The following is a 17,933-nucleotide window of genomic DNA, read 5'->3' on the forward strand; positions in this document are numbered from 1 at the left end:
AACATGCAAAAAAACAATAATCCGTGGTATTGGATCCCATTATTAAACTTCGCATCGGGTTTTCCATATGTAATTATAATATCTGTTTCGGTTTTAATGTATAAAAACCTAGGTATCAGCAATGAAGATATTGGTTTATACACCAGTTTGTTATACTTACCCTGGGTTATCAAACCATTATGGAGTCCGTTTATTGATTTACACGGAACTAAAAGAAAATGGTTTTTAAGTATGCAATTATTAATTTCTATAGCTTTTTTGATTGTGGGTTTTATCATCCCAACGAGTCAGTTTTTCATAATGAGTCTGGCTATTTTTTGGGTTGCAGCATTCGCTTCAGCTTCTAATGATGTGGCTAGTGACGGTTTCTATTTATTGGCTTTGACCAAAGATCAGCAATCGTTTTTTTTAGGAATCCGAAGTACTTTTTACAGAGCATCGATGCTAACCGGAAACGGATTAATCATCCTTTTTGCAGGTTATCTGGAACATTTGTATGGCGACAATCAAAAAGCCTGGTCCTACACCATGATTTTAGTTGGATTAGTAATGAGTTTATTAACAGTTTACAACTTTTTTGCTACTCCAAAAGCGGAATTACCAATTAAAGCAGGAGAAACAGAAGAGAAAAATTTTGCTACTGTTTTCGCCAGTTTTTTTAAGAAAAAACAAATCGGATTGATATTAGCTTTTATTCTTTTATTTCGTTTAGGAGAATCACAATTATTAAAAATGCTGACTCCGTTTTTAGTTGATAAAATTGATGTGGGCGGAATGGGATTAGCAACTGAAGATGTAGGAATCATTTATGGAACTTTCGGATTGATTGCACTTACAATTGGCGGCATTCTGGGCGGAATTGCGATTTCGAAGCACGGTTTAGGAAAATGGATGTTGCCTATGATTTTAACGATGCACTTACCTATTATTGGTTTTGTATTATTGGCACATTTTCATCCGGGTTCGGTTTATTATATTTATGTGGTAGTCATTTTAGAACAATTCGGTTACGGATTTGGTTTTGCTGCCTTTATGATGTATTTAATTTACGTTGCCGAAGGAGAATCCAAAACATCCCATTATGCTATTGCTACCGGTTTTATGGCATTAGGAATGATGCTTCCGGGAATGTTGAGCGGATACATTCAGGAATATTTAGGTTATGGTAATTTCTTTATTTGGGTTTTAATCGCTACAATTCCGGGATTAATTTTGTCTAGATTTTTAGTTTATCCAAAGGATTTTGGGAAGAAAGAAAAAGAATCTAGAGAATAGAGTAAAGAAAAAAGACTGATACAACATAACTTCATGACTTTAAAACAAAAAATAGGACAATTCTTTTTCCCTGCCGTTTTTATCAATGATACTGAAGAAAACATTCTGGCAATGGAAGAAATGATTAAAAAATACAATATTGGCGGACTGACTTTTTTTCATAGTCGTGCCAGTGCTGCTACCAATTATGAATCGAAGAAAAAAATTGAATTTAACGATAACAGTTATAACCGCTTAAAAGAATTGATTGTTCGTTATCAAAAATGTGCTTCCACTCCACTTTTAATGAGTATAGATGCCGAATGGGGACTCGCTATGCGTGTCGAAAAAACGCCGCAATATCCTTATGCGATTACTTTAGGTGCTTTGCCGGAAGAGCAAAAAGAGTTGGTTTACGAAGTTGGAAAACAAATTGCATCCGACTTAAAATCGGCGGGAATTCATTATAATTTAGCTCCATTGGCTGATATAAATAATAATCCAAATAATCCTGTAATTGGTTATCGTTCTTTTGGTGAAAACAAAGAAAAAGTTGCCAGTTTTGCTCTGGAATATTTACGCGGAATGAGTGATGAAGGTGTTTTAGGGTGTTTAAAACATTTTCCGGGTCACGGAAATACGAATGTTGATTCTCATTTAGGATTGCCTGTTTTAGAAGAAAACTTAGAGCAATTAATGAATAACGAATTGTATCCATTTATTAAAGGAATCGAAAACAATGTCGATTCGATTATGATTGGACATTTGGCAGTTCCTGCTCTAAATGAAGGAAAAAACACTTCAGCAACCCTGTCTCAAAATATTATTCAGAAACTTTTAAGAGAACAATTGGGTTACGATGGTTTGGTTATTTCCGATGCTTTGAACATGCACAGCGTTTCCAAATTGTACGACATCAAAGGCCAACTGGAATGGGAAGCTTTCAATGCAGGAAATGATGTATTGTGTTTTGCCGAAAATGTTCCCGAAGGTATTCAAGCCATATTAGAAAATGCTTCTGAAGAACGCATTAACGAAAGCTTTAAGCGAATTTGGCAATGCAAAGAAAAAGTAGGCTTATTCAATACTTCTGTGTCAAATAGCAGCTCTTTAAGTTTTGAAAAAGCAGCAAATCTTAATTCGAAAATAGCTAAAAACAGTATCACCAAAGTAATTGACAACATCGATTTTGAAAGTCTGAAAAAAGCAAACCAAGAACAAAAAGTCGCCCAACTTTCTTTATACAAACCGGCTGAAAATGAATTTGCTAAAACGATCCTTACAGCATGGAACTGTGAACAATTTAACATCGAATCTGTTGATGATTTTGACTTTGTAGCTTTCGAACAAAGCATCAGTAATTTTGAATATCTTATCATTTCTTTATTTGTTCCAAAGGCAAAACCCCTAAAAAAATTTGAAATTGACGATGCTGTTTTTGATTTACTCAAAAAATTATTGGAAAACAAAAAATGTCTGATTTATGTGTTTGGTAATCCGTATGCTTTACCTTTAATTCCTAATTTAAAAAAAGCTTTAAGAGTGATTGAAGTCTATCAGGATTTTGAAGAATTTCAAATTAACGCAGCTAATCAACTTTTGTTTAATTATGAATGTAGCGGAAAATTACCCGTTATAATTGATATTCAATAATTTAAACTTGCTTATTACACAGCCATAACCAAAAGTTATTATTAAATAAATATTAATAATCAACTACTATTACCATAAACGTTTTTTAAGGCTTATTTTTGCACTCAACAAATAATAACTTTAAAAACAAATAATATGTCATTAGTAGGAAAAAAATTCCCAAACATTACAGTTGATGCAATCTCAGAAATGGGTGATAATTTAAAAATCAACATCTTTGAAGAAGCAGTAAACAACAACAAAAAAGTACTTTTGTTTTGGTACCCAAAAGATTTCACTTTCGTTTGTCCAACAGAATTACACGCTTTTCAGGCAGCTTTACCGGAATTTGAAAAAAGAAACACAATCGTAATTGGAGCTTCTTGCGATACTAACGAAGTACATTTTGCCTGGTTAAACACTGCAAAAAACAACGGTGGAATTGAAGGAGTTACTTACCCACTTTTAGCTGATACAACCAGAAATTTATCTGCTGCTTTAGGTATCTTAGATGCAGAAGCTGGTGCTTACAATGAAGATGCTGATACGTATTTAGTAGAAGGTTCTAACGTAACTTACAGAGCCACTTATTTAGTTGATGAAACCGGAAAAATTTTCCACGAAAGTGTTAACGATATGCCTTTAGGCCGTAACGTAAACGAATATTTGCGTTTAGTAGATGCTTACACTCACGTACAAACAAAAGGTGAAGTATGTCCTGCTAACTGGGAAGAAGGAAAAGAAGCTATGTCTGCTGACAGAAACAGTACTGCTGCTTACTTGAGCGCAAACTAGTTTTTTAGAAGTCACTAAGATTCTAAGTTATTAAGTATCTAAGCTTTTAACTTAAATCTAATCTTCCAAATTACAACTTATAAAAATTAAGTCAAAAGTTTCTAAGTTGCTAAGCCAATATGATTAGAAAACAATTATAAAAATCTTAGCAACTCAGAAACTTAGTAACTTATAAACTCAAAGAAAAATGTTAATAGAATTAAACGAAGATACATTAGCTAATTTAGTTAATGAAAATGAAAAAGTAGTTGTTCAATTTTCAGCTTCATGGTGTGGTAACTGCCGTATTATGAAACCAAAATTTAAAAAACTGGCTACTGAAAATGAAGCTATCACTTTTGCTCTTGTTGATGCTGAAAATTTTCCGGAATCAAGAAAACTGGCTAATGTAAGTAACCTGCCAACTTTTGCCACTTTTGTAAACGGAAAACTGGTAAACGAAACACAAACCAACAAGCAAGAAGTACTAATTGATTTAGTAAACGAAATTGTATAATTTGGTAATTTGTTAATTCGGTTAATCGTTATAATTAACTTTCAAATATACGCATCAACAAATAACCAAATAAACAACTTAAAAATGAAGTTACCTGTAATAAAACACCTGACTCAGTTTATTGAAGAAAATGATCAGGATTATATTATCGAAACAATTGAAGTTCTGGAGGCTATGACCGAAATTTCATCACTAAAAGATGAAGAACTAGATGTTATAGGCGAATTAATTTCGAATATGTACGGTGCCCTTGAAGTACATAAACTGGTTAAAAACGGAACCGATAAAAAAGAAGCTCTTAATACTTTTATGAAAAGAGTAATGGGTTCCATTGATAAATAATTTTTATTTTTTTTATAGAAACACGCAAGTAAAATGCATCTCAAACAGTTGCATTTTTTTGCTTTTACAGCTCTTTGTATAAAAGAGAACCTCTTAAAAATAACACCCCTTTAACTTAAAATCTTAAAGCAGTAATCCTAATTCTTAAATAAATTTCATACTTTTGAAGCTCATTAAAAAAATTAAATATGGCTTCAATTACATTAGGAGGAAATCCAATAAACACTGCAGGAGAATTACCAAAAGTAGGTTCGAAACTTGCCGATTTTAAATTAGTAAAAAACGATCTTTCTGTTGCTTCTTTAAGCGATTTTAGCGGAAAGAAATTAGTTTTAAATATTTTTCCAAGTATCGATACAGGAACCTGTGCTACATCAGTAAGGAAATTCAATGAAGCTGCTGCCGGACTTGACAACACTGCTGTTTTATGTATTTCTAGAGATTTACCATTTGCTCAAAAACGCTTTTGTGGAGCTGAAGGAATCGAAAATGTAGTTAATTTATCTGACTTTCAGGATGGAAGTTTTGGAAAAGCAAACGGATTAGAAATTGTAGACGGACCATTAGCGGGACTGCATTCCAGAGCTTTAATTGTTACTGATGCTGAAGGAACAATTTTACACACTGAACAAGTAGGTGAAATTGCAAACGAACCAAATTATGAAGCTGCCTTAGCAGTACTTTAATTTCTTATTGAATGGCATTTCAAAAAGATAATACTTTTCTTACCGGAAGATTAAAAAGTGTTAGTTATGCTTTAAAAGGCTGTATCAAACTAATCACTACCGAACACAGTATAATGGTTCAGACTTCTCTGGGAGTTTTACTCACTATTGCTGGATTTTTAGTCGGGATTTCTCATACTGAATGGTTGTTTCAGACATTTGCAATTGGTTTAGTTTTAAGTATCGAAGGACTAAATACAGCAATTGAAAAAGTAGCCGATTTTATTCATCCGGATTATCATGAAAGAATTGGTTTTATAAAAGATATTGCCGCTGGTGCAGTATTTTTTGCTGCAATTACTGCAATAATTATTGGTTTAATCATATACGTACCTCATTTTATATAATAGAGGTTTAGTTACATTATAGAATGGCAAAAACAACAAAAAAAGAAACTTTAGAAAACAAAAACACCAAGGCTAAAGTTTTTAAATCATGGGAAATATCTAAACAGCAAAAAACTATTTTGGGCTGTTTGTTAGTATTATTTTCTATTGCTTTACTGGTTGCTTTTACCTCTTTCTATATCCATGGACAAACAGATCAAAGTGCTGTTCTGGAATTATCTGACAGAACAGAAACAGTAAAAAATTGGCTGGGAAAGTTTGGAGCTTTCCTGGCCGATTTAATTATCTATAAAGGTTTTGGTCTGGCCTCTTTCCTATTTGTCCGGTTATTTTTCTTAAGCGGAATCTTCTTAGTACTTGGTATTTCTGGCCGGAAATTAAAAAATATCTGGTTTTGGGATTTATTTGTAATGATTAATTTATCTGTTTTGTTTGGCTTTTTTGCTACTTCATTACCCGAATTAGGTGGAATAATCGGCTATGAACTGAATTTATTTCTTCAGGATTATATTGGAAAAACAGGAACTTTATTGTTGCTTATATTCGGACTGATTGTTTATATTATTTTCAAATTAAAAATATCTCCTGAAAAGATTCAGTCTTTTTTTGAAAATACTAAAAAAGAAATTATTCCTGCCGAAAACAATGACGCCTTTTCGAAAACAGATAATGCCTATAATTTAGAAGAATTTGCCATTACAGAAGAAGAACCTGAATTAAAACAGACAACTGAATCTAAACCATCACAATTCGAAATTAACAAAGAAGCTTTAAAACCTACAATTAGTCATTCATCTGAGATTAATCTGGATCCGGTTTCTAAACCACTTTCCATTGAAAAAACTCCTGCTGTTGTTCCAACTGCAGCTAATGATGAATTTTTGATAGAAACGGCTCCCGAAGAAGAAATTGTTGAGGAAAACCTGGCTTCAAAATTAGTTGCTGACTTTGGATTATTTGATCCTACTTTGGATTTATCCAATTACAAATACCCAACCATTGATTTATTAAAAGAATATTCAACCGGAGGAATTACTATTAATCAGGAAGAATTAGAAGAAAACAAGAACCGCATTGTAGATACACTTCGCAATTATAAAATTGAAATTGCCCAGATTAAAGCAACCGTAGGACCATCGGTAACTTTATACGAAATTGTTCCTGAGGCCGGTATTCGAATTTCTAAAATTAAAAGCTTAGAAGACGATATTGCCTTGTCACTTTCGGCACTGGGAATTCGTATCATTGCTCCTATCCCTGGAAAAGGAACTATTGGTATCGAGGTTCCTAACAAGAATCCTACTATGGTTTCAATGAAATCCGTTATAGGTTCTACTAAATTTCAGGAAGCAGAAATGGAATTGCCAATTGCTCTTGGAAAAACCATTTCAAACGAAACTTTTGTTGTTGATTTGGCCAAAATGCCTCACCTTTTAATGGCAGGAGCTACAGGTCAGGGTAAATCGGTGGGTTTAAATGCCGTTTTAACTTCGCTTTTATACAAAAAACATCCTGCCGAAGTCAAATTTGTATTGGTTGATCCTAAAAAAGTAGAACTTACTCTTTTTAATAAAATTGAAAGACATTATTTAGCCAAACTTCCGGATGTAGAAGATGCTATTATTACTGATAATGCTAAAGTAGTCAACACTTTGAATTCCCTTTGTGTAGAAATGGACAACCGTTATTCTTTATTAAAAGACGCAATGGTTCGTAACATTAAAGAATATAACGAAAAATTCAAATCCCGAAAACTGAATCCTGAAAACGGACATCGCTTTTTACCTTATATCATTCTGGTTGTCGATGAGTTTGCCGACTTAATAATGACTGCCGGAAAAGAAGTTGAAGTTCCTATTGCCCGTTTAGCGCAGTTAGCCCGTGCTATTGGTATCCACTTGATTATTGCTACCCAAAGACCTTCGGTAAATGTAATTACAGGTTTGATTAAAGCCAATTTCCCCGCCCGAATTGCTTTTAGGGTAACTTCTAAAATTGATTCCAGAACCATTTTGGATACTCAGGGAGCCGATCAGTTAATTGGTCGCGGAGATTTATTATATACTAACGGAAACGATGTGGTACGTGTACAATGTGCCTTTATAGACACTCCCGAAGTAGAAAAAATCACTGATTTTATAGGCTCACAAAAGGCTTATGCCACAGCGTATTTACTACCGGAATATGTGGGTGGAGAAGAAAATGGCATCAATCTTGATATGGATATTTCTGAAAGAGATACTCTGTTTAGAGAAGCGGCCGAAATTATTGTAAACGCTCAACAAGGTTCGGCATCCTTATTGCAACGCAAGTTAAAATTAGGTTACAACAGAGCTGGTAGATTAATTGACCAATTAGAAGCCGCAGGAATTGTAGGTCCTTTTGAAGGAAGTAAAGCCCGTAGTGTAAACATTCCGGACATGCATGCTCTTGATCAGTTTTTTAATAATGAAGAAAATAATTAACACAATGAAAAAGTTTATCCAAATTGCATTTATTTTATTAATCTCCTTTTCTGTTCAGGCTCAGGATAAAAAGGCAAAAAGCCTTTTGGATCAGGTGACAGCTAAAGTAAAAAGTTATAATAATATTGTAATCGATTTTAAATATTCACTTAATAATGCTAAAGAAAATATTAATCAGGACAGTAAAGGAAATGTAACCTTAAAAGGAAGTCAATACGTATTGAATTTTATGGGTATCACAAAAATATATGATGGTAAAAAAACGTACACCATAATTCCTGAAGATGAAGAAATCAATATCTCTACAGTGAATGAAAAAGATGATAGCGCCATTACACCTTCAAAAATGCTGACATTCTTTAATAGTGGTTACAAATATTCGATGAATATTCTGCAAAATGTTAGAGGGAGAAAAATACAATATATCAAATTAATTCCTACAGATCCTAAAGATCAAAGAAAGGAAATATTGTTAGGAATTGATGTTCAGACCAAACACATATATAATTTGATTGAAACTGGCAAAAAAGGAACAAAAACAACTTTAACCGTTAATTCTTTTAAAACCAATCAACCTTTATCAAAAAATCAATTTACCTTTGTAGCTAATAAATATCCTAATTACTACATCAATAAATTAGATTAATTCAGTACGTGAAAATTCTCGATAAATACTTATTAAAAACATTCCTGATTACATTTACTACGGTATTTGTAATCTTGTTTTTTATATTCATACTTCAGACCATCTGGCTTTTTATTGCGGAGCTTGCCGGGAAAGATTTAGACTTGCCTTTAATCGTTAAGTTCCTGATGTTTTCCATGCCTAGGATTGTTCCATTAGTGCTTCCTTTATCGGTTTTACTGGCATCTATTATGACTTTTGGAAATCTTGCCGAAAATTATGAATTTGCTGCCATGAAATCCTCCGGTATTTCTTTACAAAGAGCCATGCGAAGTCTTACCGTATTTATCGTGTTGTTAAGTATTATAGCTTTCTTTTTTGCTAATAATGTGATTCCCTTTGCCGAGTACAAGTTTATTAACTTCAGAAAAAATATTGCGCAATTAAAACCTGCAATGGCTATCACAGAAGGTCAGTTTAGCGAAGTAGGATATTACAATATTAAGGTAAATAAAAAATCAGGTGAAAACGGAAACAAATTAACCGGAATTACTATTCATAAAAAAGCTATGAATGGCGACGGAAGTAAAACAGTTATTAAAGCTAAAGACGGAGAACTTATAAGTAGTGAAGAATCAAGTATTTTACAGCTTGTTTTAAACAATGGTAATTATTACGAAGATATTACACCTAAAAAATATACAGATCGAAAAAAACTTCCATTTGCTAAAAGCGCTTTTAAAAAATATACTATAAATATTGACTTGTCACAATTAAATAATGTAGATGTTGATGATGAAAAAGTAAATAACTCTAATACCATGCTTACTGTAAATGAATTGAATTACACCTTAGATTCGCTCAGTAAAAATTACAAAACAGAACTTGCTTCTTATTCCGAAAATATAAACCAGAGAACTACAATAGAAGATAAAACTTTCAATGATGTGGGCGGCAAAGAAGTTGTTAATAAGCGAAAAAAACTTCCTCTGGATATTCTGTCTTTATATGATAAAAATAAAAAATCACAACTATTGAGTACTGCGAGCAGTAATCTAAGCAGTATTGGATACAGCATTGACGGAAGCAAAATCAACTTGCAGGTAAAGCAAAAAAACATCAATAATCACCTGCTGGCTTTGTATGATAAATTTGTTATAGCATATGCCTGCCTTATGATGTTTTTCATTGGGGCACCACTAGGCGCAATTATTAGAAAAGGCGGATTAGGATTACCTATTATTTTTGCTGTGTTAATTTTTATCACTTTTCACTTTATCAATACATTTGGAAAAAGATTTGCTCAGGAAAACGGAATGACTCCTTTTATGGGAGCATGGATGTCTTCGATTGTACTTACACCATTAGCTATATTGTTAACTTACCGTGCAACAAACGACATCGGATTAATTAATATGGATGTAATCCTGTCACCTATTCAAAAAACACTACAAAAACTACTATACAAAATTACACCTAACAAAAAAAATGCAACCGAAAATGGGCGAAAATAAAATAAAACTCAACACAATTGAAGAAGCTATAGAAGATATTCGTCAAGGAAAAATAATTTTAGTTGTTGATGATGAAAACAGAGAAAATGAAGGTGATTTTCTAGCTGCTGCAGAAAAAGCTACTCCAGAAATGATCAACTTTATGGCTACTCACGGACGCGGACTTATTTGTGCTCCCCTGACCGAGAGCCGTTGTAAAGAATTAGGATTAAACGTCATGGTAAATAATAATACAGATCCTATGGAAACAGCTTTTACTGTTTCGGTAGATTTAAGAGGAAAAGGAGTTACAACAGGAATATCAGCTTCTGACCGTGCACAAACTATTGTTGCTCTAACCGATCCTTCTACAAAACCACATGATTTAGCCAGACCGGGACATATTTTTCCTTTAATTGCAAAAGAAGGAGGTGTATTGAGAAGAACAGGTCATACCGAAGCTGCCATAGATTTTGCCCGATTAGCCGGTTTTAAACCCGCTGGTGTGATTGTAGAAGTAATGAATGAAGATGGTACTATGGCTCGCTTACCGGAATTAATCAAAATTGCGAAAAAATTCAATATAAAAACGGTTTCCATTGAAGCTCTTGTCGCTTACAGAATGCAGCATGACAGTATTATTGTAAAAAAAGAAGATTTTGACATCAATACCCGTTTTGGAACTTTCCGTTTAAGAGCTTATGAACAAATTACAAATAAACAAATTCATATTGCATTAACCAAAGGAAACTGGAATTTAGGAGAACCTATCTTAACCCGGATCCACTCTTCTCAGGTCAATAATGACCTGTTAGGGACATTAACTAATAACGTAGACCAACAACTGGATGCTATGTTTAAAATAATTAATGAAAACGGACGTGGAGCAGTTATTTTCATCAATCAGGATATGTCAGCTGTAAACTTATTAAGCCGTATTACCGAATTAAAAGAATTACAATCCGAAGGAACAATGAAAGCGCCTAAAGTAGTAATTGATACTAAAGATTACGGAATTGGGGCACAAATATTACACGATATTGATATTTCAAAAATCCGATTAGTATCCAATACAGAACAAACAAAACGTGTTGGAATGATTGGTTATGGCTTAGAAATAACCGAATATGTAAACTATTAATTATTTATTTAAAAAATATTTAATACGTAACTAACACATAATAAAACCATTAAATCAGCTATCAAAAAATAGCTGATTTTTTTTCTAAAATTGTTTGGATTTAAATAAAAAAAGGTTCTATATTTGCACTCGCAATCACGAATTGATAGCGACATACTGGAGAAATGGCAGAGCGGTCGAATGCGGCAGTCTTGAAAACTGTTGACTGTAACAGGTCCGGGGGTTCGAATCCCTCTTTCTCCGCTGAAGGCTAAAAAAGAGACTTTTCAAAGTTTTCAAAAAAGCCTAAAAAAAGCGGTAAACCCTGCAAATCATACGATTTGCAGGGTTTTTTCTTTTATACCATTTTTCAATATTTATAAAATCACGCAAAATCTTTATGGCACATTCGTGGCACAGCGTGAGATTTTAAAATTGTGCCACAAAAAATCATCTTAAGTCCCGTTATCAAAGGGGTTAAGCAGGTTTACATCTTGTCTAAATTAAGTTATAATTCTACATTTACTAATCTAATAAATTGAATTATGCTAGAGAAAAGTTTTGGGCTAATTTTCTTTTTGAAAGTACCCCGCCATGAAAGTAACATTAGAACCGTTTATTTCAGGATTACTGTTGATGGTATCCCAAAAGAAGCATCAACCAGACGCCAATGGGACATTGAGCGCTGGAATCAGAAAACTGAGAGAGCAGTAGGAACAAAAGAAGATGCAAAATCGCTGAATTTTTTCCTGGATTCACTCACTACGAAAATCCATGAAATCAAAACAGAAATTATGTATACAGGAAAACCCATAACCTCCCAAAAGATTATGGATCATGTTATGGGAAGAATAACACCCAGAGCTAGGGTACTTGAAGAATTTCAAAAACACAATGATGAAATGAAAGCCCTAATTGGTAACGGATATACAGAAGCCACACTAGAGAGATTCAGTATCACTAAAAACCACGTTACAGCTTTCATTAAATTAAAATATAATGCCAGTGATTTTGAATTTGCTGATCTAAATTTTGAATTTATAAAAGATTTTGAGTTCTATCTCCGTACAGTTAGGAAATGCGCAAATAACACCACACTTAAATACATTTCCAACTTCAAGAAAATTGTAATACGAGCCATAGATAAAGAAATCATTATCAAAGATCCATTTAAGAGTTTTAAAGGAAAGAAAACTAAAATTGTAAAGAAGCCTATCTCTGCTAAAGAATTAGCTGAACTTGAAAGACATCAATTTTCAACAGACAGACTTAATACTGTGCGTGATATTTTTGTTTTCCAATGCTATACAGGACTTGCTTACATTGATGCTTTTCAGCTTCAGAGAGCCGACATAAAAGATGGTGTTGACGGAAATCAATGGATTTTATATGAAAGACAGAAAACAAATTCTACGGCAAGAATTCCGCTTCTTCCAAAGGCCATCAAAATTCTTGAAAAATATAAAGATCATCCCTTATGCCTTAAGCGCGGAACCGTACTGCCTGTTTCTTCTAATCAGAAAATGAATGAATATCTTAAAGAAATTGCTGAATTATGCGGTTTTCCCTTCACGCTCAATACGCATATGGCACGCAGAACATTTGGAAGTACAGTAACATTAAATAATAACGTCCCTATTAATGTAGTAAAGGAAATGTTAGGGCATTCATCAGTGAAACAGACGGAAGCTTATGCTATCACAGAACAAGCTACTATAGGTCGGGAAATGACACTTCTGAATAAAAAACTAAAGCTTGAAAACACTCAAATATCACAGGAAGATTTAACTACACTGAACAGATTGGAGAATGAAATAGAGTTAATTAAAGAGAAATATAATATTTCGACATTATCCTAAAAAAGGAAAGAGGTTATCTATGAGATAACCTCTTTTGATTTAATTCAACTTCACTTCTATAATCTGGGTGGTAGGAAGGTTTATACTTAATATACCCCAACTCCTGAAGCTGTTTAAAATATTTATGATAAGTTGGAATTGTATTAATATGTGACAATAACATAATCTTACGTCGGCTGACTCTAATCCTATGTCTTTCTTTCTGCCTATATCCCAAACTTAAAATTGCTGTTAAAATAGCCAAATGCCAAACATTTAGCTGCGGATCATCCATATAAATGGATAATTGATTTATTATTTGGTCTTCTGTTTTACTATTTGTTTGATTCATCTTTAAAAAGTTTTAGCAGATCATTTTTATTGTAGTAATACGAACCAAGAACTTTTTTAAATCGGACTTTCTGCGTCATCCTTAAATTCTGTACTGAACCTGCAGAAATATCCAGAAGTTTTCTCACAGCCTTACTTTTCAGCCATTCAAGCTCTAATGTTTCGGTTTTATCATTATTATTATCTTGAATAATAGTTCGCATACTATCAATTAATAATATACCAAACTGTCTTAAATCTTCTTTAGTCACAATCTCCCCCATAATACTATCTATTGTTTTTATTTTTTCTTTTTTGGAACAATAGCTTTTTTATCAGCCATTCATACAGCTAATATAATAGAGTAACAAATAAATAATCGATCTGGTGTTCTGAATGAAGTTTTTTGGCTTTAATTGACTCCTATTATAATGTATATCCAGCACATAAACTCAAATCCTCAAAGTACATTTATTCATCCGCTACTCTACTTCATAAAAGAGCTTAATCGGATACCTAATAAAAGCATCTTGAAAAATCCAAATCTTCACCCAAACAGTATTTTTTCAAGATCCTTTTACATGGCTTTCATGGCCATATCTATTTAGAAAATAATGTCTCTTAAAGTTTTTAGAAATTACTATCTCATTAATTGATTTTTTCAGATCACATTAAACCATTTACGCAATGCCTTTTTAATCACTTCCACTGTTTTTTTTTTATTCAAGAGCCAGTATGCTGTTTTGTCCCATTTCAAGAGCAAAGGTATTTCCGTGTTCTTAACGCAGGAACAAGGTCAAGGCCTACGGGTTTGTCAAAAAAATCTCCACCCATTCGGGTTGTATTTGTTTGCCAAAACCTTGCTCCTGCTAAACACTAACCTTTTTATGCTCCTGAAACTAAACAAAGCATACTCCGGCTCTTTAGACGAATAAAAAAAATGTCAATTATGGAAAATAACAGCATTAGAAATGGTAATAGAGTGAAACGAAACAGCTCCTCCTCTCATTACCGAATAATAAATCAAATTAAATGTAACGCTGAAAATGAAAGATTATGAACATCGTAGGAAGACTAACAAGGGATGCGGAAGTACGCACAACATCACAGGACAAACAAGTAGTGAATTTTTCAATAGCTACCAACGACAGCTATCGCAACAAACAGGGCGAACGCATAGAGCAAACAACCTATTTTGACTGCTCTTACTGGATAAGTCCAAATGTATCCAAGATACTCACTAAAGGTACTTTGGTAGAGCTTACAGGCAGAGTTAGCACAAGACCGTGGACAGCTAATGACGGCGAGTTAAGAGCAAGCTTGAATTTCCATACCTCAGCTATCAAATTGCACGGAGGTAGTAAGAAAACAGAAAATGCTCAGACAAGCAATAACGCAAAGAAAACCAATACTAAAAATCAGGAAACTGGAGACGATTTACCATTCTAATACAATTAATTTATTTAATTTTTTTCAAATTTTAAAATTTCAATATCATGGGACATAATTTAAATTTCAACGAAAGAACAGGGCGTTACTCTTTTTTTAGCGTTCAGCAAAAAGCATGGCACGGTTTAGGGCAAATTGTACAAGACTATCCCACAAGTGCAGAAGCAATCCAACACGCAGGACTTAATTATGAAGTGGTAAAAACACCTCTTTATACCAAAAGTTCAGGCATTATAGAAACTACAAACGGCATCGAGATGGGCAATAATGAATTACACGTACCTAATTATTTTGCCAACATCAGAAATGACAATAATACTGTATTGGGGGTGGTAGGCAAAGATTATCAAATTGTACAAAACTGCGAAGCCTTTTCATTTTTTGATACTATTGTAGGGGGTACGGATGGGATTCTATACGAGACCGCAGGAGCTCTAGGAAATGGAGAACGTATTTTCATAACTGCAAAACTGCCTGATTATATCCGTGTGGGTAATGGTGATGATGTAACCGAAAAATATATTTTCCTTACCACTTCGCACGATGGTAGTGGAAGTATTACCGCAGCCTTTACCCCCGTTCGGATTGTTTGCCAAAACACCCTTAACGCATCACTCAAAAATATGAGCAACGTGGTACGCATCCGTCATACTTCGGGAGCAAAACAACACTTAGACAATGCCCATAAAGTAATGGGATTAGCGAATGAGTTTAGCAACCAATTAGAATCTATTTTCAATAACTGGGCAAAAGTAAGAATAAGTGATAAAGAGATTGAAAAACTGATACAGTTGGCTCTTTGTCCCAATAAAGAAACCTTAGAACATATCAAAAAGGGTAATGAAGACGAAATATCCACCGTGTTCAAAAATACGGTTGAAAGTGCTTTTGCATACGCAATGACTAGTGATACCCAACAAATGGAAACCACAAAAGGGACTTTATTTGGGGCTTATAATGCTGTGACTGGCTACTTCCAAAATGTACGCAATTATAAGGATGAAGAAGCCAAACTACAATCTATTGTATTGGGTGGTACAGCACAAATAAAATCTCAAAAGGCTTTTGAACTGTGTACCTCTTTTTCGAAAGTTGGTAGTGATATTCTCCATTTCAACTAATCAAAATAGCGAACGAATGATAGTAAGAGACTTAAATGGTTGTCTGATTGAAGTGAGTAATCTTGATGAAGCGATTGAGATTACGAAACAATACACCGAATACCAACACGAAGACGAAAGCTTTACTGACTTTGACAGAAAACAAAAAGCCTATTGGAAGGATATGCACGAGAAACTGACAGCAATCAAAGAAGAACAAACATCACTTTAAAATTTTAGAAAGATGAGTACTAATTTTTTCAATCAAATAGCACAATTGGAAATCACAGGAAATTTACAATTAACGATTTTCAAAGGAGTAGAAAACAAACTAATTGTTTCCATAATACTTCTAAATGACCAATGTGGAGACGATGCAAAGCAACTGATAACACCTCTCAATCTTAGAGGAACAGCAGAAGAGCTGGACGAGGGATTTTTTAAAAGCATCGCTGTTCCATTAGAAACTGCTTCGGGTTTAATGGTCAACATGGAAGCCTACATGAAGCAATTGGAAAACGCCCAAAAGCAATCGGCAATGGAAAAAGAAAAAACCGATAAGGAAAAAAAAGCGAAGGACGAAAAAGAAAAGAAATACAATGAAGCTATGGCAAAGGCTGATGAATTGGATAACGATGGCAAACACCGTGATGCCTGGATGAAAGTACCTAATCCTAACGATTACCCTGAATATGCCGAAGCCATAAACAGACGCAAAAAGGAACTATCCGACAAATTCGCTTCACCTAGTCTCTTCGGAACAGAGTAAGAAAATGTTTAATCTAAATTGAATCATTATGTTATTAGCCACACAATTAGAAAGAGTGTTTTTGTTTAACGATAAAGGACAAGAAATCAAACTTACAGACCCCGAACCAAAATGGAGTGTACAAGCGGTATTGAATTTTTATTCCAATACTTATCCCATACTCACAACCGCAAAAATTGGCGCACCTACAATAAAGGATGATACAGTACAATACCGCTTTGAAAGTGCTATAGGTACGAAAGGTTAAACCAAAAACTATAAAAAATGACTTATGCAATCACATATCATAGCGGGTACGATACAGCTACCCAAAAAATCCAAACAAAAGCGATTACACAGGCAATTAGGAGAGTTCGCAAACTGGATGAAACGAACAAAGGATGCAAACGAAATCAGCAAGGACAAACAACAGTCTGTACCAGTACCGATGTTGCCAATGGTTTTTTAAGAACTTCATTCCTGCCAGTTTTGGCAGAAACGAAAACGGCACAGGCTTGTAATAGAACAGCAAAGACGGAAAGAGATTTTTACCAATCTCTTTCCAAATTTGCAACACATTATAATATTACCCCCATTCACACCCAACCTTTTGGTTATCCATACAATATCGTTTTGACTATATGGGACACCAAAGAAAAACTAAAAAATAAGGTGAGGGATTGGGAAGAAATCAAACTCGTACAGGATAGTAGGAAAACCTTTTTTACAAGTGAAGAGCGATACAATACTAACTCTACACTCTATTATATTCCAGTAGTACCGCTGTACCGTTTATTAAAAAACAAAAAACGAAAAAATAGTGCACAGCTTCTATTATCGGTCTGTAGTTATCTCTACCATAGTGTTAACATACCCTATTACAGACAGGAAAATAGTTTCTTTATTATCAATACGAGATGTTGAAAGAATGGTTACTAACTGATGATAGTACCGAAGAAACATCAATTTATTTGCGTGAATTCGAACAAGCAGAATGGATTGGCGACAAAATGGAACAAAAAATATTCAATACTGCCAATTTAACTTTTTTCAAAAAACGATTGAACCGCTTTAAAAGTACAAACGTTTTTGAACAGGATTGTTTAAAATTAGCTCAAGAAGCCTATGCCCTTTTAGAGCAATATCCAAATGAAAATGTATTTCGAAATGCAAG

20 protein-coding genes, 1 tRNA gene and 1 pseudogene are annotated in these 17,933 nt (G+C 33.8%); 20 read left to right on the forward strand and 2 right to left on the reverse strand.

The annotated features are described in order from the left end of the window. The first annotated feature begins 3 nt into the window (after window positions 1-3). From ACSV4D_RS16980 to ACSV4D_RS17040, 13 genes are all read left to right on the forward strand, one after another. Complete coding sequence (locus tag ACSV4D_RS16980; protein WP_439229206.1) at window positions 4-1,275, forward strand: MFS transporter; 1,272 nt, start codon at window positions 4-6, stop codon at window positions 1,273-1,275. A gap of 33 nt (window positions 1,276-1,308) precedes the next feature. Beyond that, window positions 1,309-2,907, forward strand: a complete 1,599-nt coding sequence (locus tag ACSV4D_RS16985; RefSeq protein WP_439229207.1) for a glycoside hydrolase family 3 protein — start codon at window positions 1,309-1,311, stop codon at window positions 2,905-2,907. A gap of 135 nt (window positions 2,908-3,042) precedes the next feature. Beyond that, window positions 3,043-3,681, forward strand: coding sequence for a peroxiredoxin (locus ACSV4D_RS16990; protein WP_408079588.1), 639 nt, complete (start codon window positions 3,043-3,045; stop codon window positions 3,679-3,681). Window positions 3,682-3,868: 187 nt separating this feature from the next. Further along, window positions 3,869-4,177 carry a thioredoxin family protein gene (locus ACSV4D_RS16995; protein WP_408079590.1) on the forward strand — a complete coding sequence of 103 codons (309 nt, stop codon included), beginning with the start codon at window positions 3,869-3,871 and terminating at the stop codon, window positions 4,175-4,177. A gap of 84 nt (window positions 4,178-4,261) precedes the next feature. Then, on the forward strand, window positions 4,262-4,519 hold the full coding sequence (locus tag ACSV4D_RS17000; RefSeq protein WP_408079592.1) for a DUF6952 family protein: 258 nt from the start codon (window positions 4,262-4,264) through the stop codon (window positions 4,517-4,519). Window positions 4,520-4,707: 188 nt separating this feature from the next. Next, window positions 4,708-5,205 carry a thiol peroxidase gene (gene tpx, locus ACSV4D_RS17005; protein ID WP_439229208.1) on the forward strand — a complete coding sequence of 166 codons (498 nt, stop codon included), beginning with the start codon at window positions 4,708-4,710 and terminating at the stop codon, window positions 5,203-5,205. Window positions 5,206-5,216: 11 nt separating this feature from the next. Then, the gene (locus ACSV4D_RS17010) at window positions 5,217-5,591 is read left to right on the forward strand and encodes a diacylglycerol kinase family protein (protein ID WP_408079596.1); all 375 of its coding nucleotides are present in this window, start codon (window positions 5,217-5,219) and stop codon (window positions 5,589-5,591) included. 23 nt (window positions 5,592-5,614) lie between these two features. Continuing rightward, a complete protein-coding gene (locus ACSV4D_RS17015; protein ID WP_439229209.1) occupies window positions 5,615-8,056 on the forward strand; it encodes a DNA translocase FtsK in 2,442 nt (813 codons plus the stop codon). A gap of 4 nt (window positions 8,057-8,060) precedes the next feature. Beyond that, window positions 8,061-8,702: a LolA family protein gene (locus ACSV4D_RS17020; protein WP_439229210.1), complete on the forward strand. Its 642-nt coding sequence runs from the start codon at window positions 8,061-8,063 to the stop codon at window positions 8,700-8,702. An 8-nt stretch (window positions 8,703-8,710) separates the two neighbouring features. Continuing rightward, complete coding sequence (locus ACSV4D_RS17025; protein ID WP_408079602.1) at window positions 8,711-10,195, forward strand: LptF/LptG family permease; 1,485 nt, start codon at window positions 8,711-8,713, stop codon at window positions 10,193-10,195. Then, window positions 10,182-11,315, forward strand: a complete 1,134-nt coding sequence (gene ribB, locus ACSV4D_RS17030) for a 3,4-dihydroxy-2-butanone-4-phosphate synthase (RefSeq protein WP_408079604.1) — start codon at window positions 10,182-10,184, stop codon at window positions 11,313-11,315. Before ACSV4D_RS17025 ends, ribB begins: the two co-directional genes overlap by 14 nt. Window positions 11,316-11,473: 158 nt before the next feature. Beyond that, window positions 11,474-11,558, forward strand: a tRNA-Ser gene (locus tag ACSV4D_RS17035). Between the two features lie 281 nt (window positions 11,559-11,839). Next, entirely contained in the window at window positions 11,840-13,153 is a 1,314-nt protein-coding gene (locus tag ACSV4D_RS17040; protein WP_439229211.1) for a site-specific integrase, read from the forward strand. 13 nt (window positions 13,154-13,166) lie between these two features. On the opposite strand, the gene ACSV4D_RS17045 is transcribed toward ACSV4D_RS17040, so the two are convergent. After that, window positions 13,167-13,484, reverse strand: coding sequence for a hypothetical protein (locus ACSV4D_RS17045; protein ID WP_439229212.1), 318 nt, complete (start codon window positions 13,482-13,484; stop codon window positions 13,167-13,169). Next, complete coding sequence (locus ACSV4D_RS17050) at window positions 13,468-13,746, reverse strand: DNA-binding protein (RefSeq protein WP_439229213.1); 279 nt, start codon at window positions 13,744-13,746, stop codon at window positions 13,468-13,470. Before ACSV4D_RS17050 ends, ACSV4D_RS17045 begins: the two co-directional genes overlap by 17 nt. A gap of 772 nt (window positions 13,747-14,518) precedes the next feature. Between ACSV4D_RS17050 and ACSV4D_RS17055 the strand changes: the two genes are divergently transcribed. The 7 genes and pseudogenes from ACSV4D_RS17055 to ACSV4D_RS17085 form a co-directional block, all read left to right on the forward strand. Beyond that, on the forward strand, window positions 14,519-14,911 hold the full coding sequence (locus ACSV4D_RS17055) for a single-stranded DNA-binding protein (RefSeq protein ID WP_439229214.1): 393 nt from the start codon (window positions 14,519-14,521) through the stop codon (window positions 14,909-14,911). A gap of 47 nt (window positions 14,912-14,958) precedes the next feature. Continuing rightward, window positions 14,959-16,032, forward strand: coding sequence for a DUF932 domain-containing protein (locus tag ACSV4D_RS17060; protein WP_439229215.1), 1,074 nt, complete (start codon window positions 14,959-14,961; stop codon window positions 16,030-16,032). A 16-nt stretch (window positions 16,033-16,048) separates the two neighbouring features. Next, window positions 16,049-16,243, forward strand: coding sequence for a hypothetical protein (locus ACSV4D_RS17065; RefSeq protein WP_439229216.1), 195 nt, complete (start codon window positions 16,049-16,051; stop codon window positions 16,241-16,243). 12 nt (window positions 16,244-16,255) lie between these two features. Next, the gene (locus ACSV4D_RS17070; protein WP_439229217.1) at window positions 16,256-16,780 is read left to right on the forward strand and encodes a PRTRC system protein E; all 525 of its coding nucleotides are present in this window, start codon (window positions 16,256-16,258) and stop codon (window positions 16,778-16,780) included. A gap of 28 nt (window positions 16,781-16,808) precedes the next feature. Next, entirely contained in the window at window positions 16,809-17,027 is a 219-nt protein-coding gene (locus tag ACSV4D_RS17075; protein ID WP_026713446.1) for a PRTRC system protein C, read from the forward strand. 17 nt (window positions 17,028-17,044) lie between these two features. Continuing rightward, the gene (locus ACSV4D_RS17080) at window positions 17,045-17,683 is read left to right on the forward strand and encodes a hypothetical protein (RefSeq protein WP_439229218.1); all 639 of its coding nucleotides are present in this window, start codon (window positions 17,045-17,047) and stop codon (window positions 17,681-17,683) included. After that, a pseudogene (locus ACSV4D_RS17085) lies at window positions 17,677-17,933 on the forward strand (hypothetical protein); the annotation flags it as partial. The gene ACSV4D_RS17080 and the pseudogene ACSV4D_RS17085, both read left to right, overlap by 7 nt.

It is taken from the genome of Flavobacterium sp. ARAG 55.4 (genome assembly GCF_051846875.1).
GTDB lineage: Bacteria > Bacteroidota > Bacteroidia > Flavobacteriales > Flavobacteriaceae > Flavobacterium > Flavobacterium plantiphilum.

Bases quoted from the DNA above. Each gene is read 5' to 3' on its own strand.
- ACSV4D_RS16980 (WP_439229206.1), top strand. From the start codon at position 4: ATGCAAAAAAACAATAATCCGTGGTATTGGATCCCATTATTAAACTTC.
- ACSV4D_RS16985 (WP_439229207.1), top strand. From the start codon at position 1,309: ATGACTTTAAAACAAAAAATAGGACAATTCTTTTTCCCTGCCGTTTTT.
- ACSV4D_RS16990 (WP_408079588.1), top strand. From the start codon at position 3,043: ATGTCATTAGTAGGAAAAAAATTCCCAAACATTACAGTTGATGCAATC.
- ACSV4D_RS16995 (WP_408079590.1), top strand. From the start codon at position 3,869: ATGTTAATAGAATTAAACGAAGATACATTAGCTAATTTAGTTAATGAA.
- ACSV4D_RS17000 (WP_408079592.1), top strand. From the start codon at position 4,262: ATGAAGTTACCTGTAATAAAACACCTGACTCAGTTTATTGAAGAAAAT.
- tpx (WP_439229208.1), top strand. From the start codon at position 4,708: ATGGCTTCAATTACATTAGGAGGAAATCCAATAAACACTGCAGGAGAA.
- ACSV4D_RS17010 (WP_408079596.1), top strand. From the start codon at position 5,217: ATGGCATTTCAAAAAGATAATACTTTTCTTACCGGAAGATTAAAAAGT.
- ACSV4D_RS17015 (WP_439229209.1), top strand. From the start codon at position 5,615: ATGGCAAAAACAACAAAAAAAGAAACTTTAGAAAACAAAAACACCAAG.
- ACSV4D_RS17020 (WP_439229210.1), top strand. From the start codon at position 8,061: ATGAAAAAGTTTATCCAAATTGCATTTATTTTATTAATCTCCTTTTCT.
- ribB (WP_408079604.1), top strand. From the start codon at position 10,182: ATGGGCGAAAATAAAATAAAACTCAACACAATTGAAGAAGCTATAGAA.
- ACSV4D_RS17040 (WP_439229211.1), top strand. From the start codon at position 11,840: ATGCTAGAGAAAAGTTTTGGGCTAATTTTCTTTTTGAAAGTACCCCGC.
- ACSV4D_RS17045 (WP_439229212.1), bottom strand. From the start codon at position 13,484: ATGAATCAAACAAATAGTAAAACAGAAGACCAAATAATAAATCAATTA.
- ACSV4D_RS17050 (WP_439229213.1), bottom strand. From the start codon at position 13,746: ATGGGGGAGATTGTGACTAAAGAAGATTTAAGACAGTTTGGTATATTA.
- ACSV4D_RS17055 (WP_439229214.1), top strand. From the start codon at position 14,519: ATGAACATCGTAGGAAGACTAACAAGGGATGCGGAAGTACGCACAACA.
- ACSV4D_RS17060 (WP_439229215.1), top strand. From the start codon at position 14,959: ATGGGACATAATTTAAATTTCAACGAAAGAACAGGGCGTTACTCTTTT.
- ACSV4D_RS17065 (WP_439229216.1), top strand. From the start codon at position 16,049: ATGATAGTAAGAGACTTAAATGGTTGTCTGATTGAAGTGAGTAATCTT.
- ACSV4D_RS17070 (WP_439229217.1), top strand. From the start codon at position 16,256: ATGAGTACTAATTTTTTCAATCAAATAGCACAATTGGAAATCACAGGA.
- ACSV4D_RS17075 (WP_026713446.1), top strand. From the start codon at position 16,809: ATGTTATTAGCCACACAATTAGAAAGAGTGTTTTTGTTTAACGATAAA.
- ACSV4D_RS17080 (WP_439229218.1), top strand. From the start codon at position 17,045: ATGACTTATGCAATCACATATCATAGCGGGTACGATACAGCTACCCAA.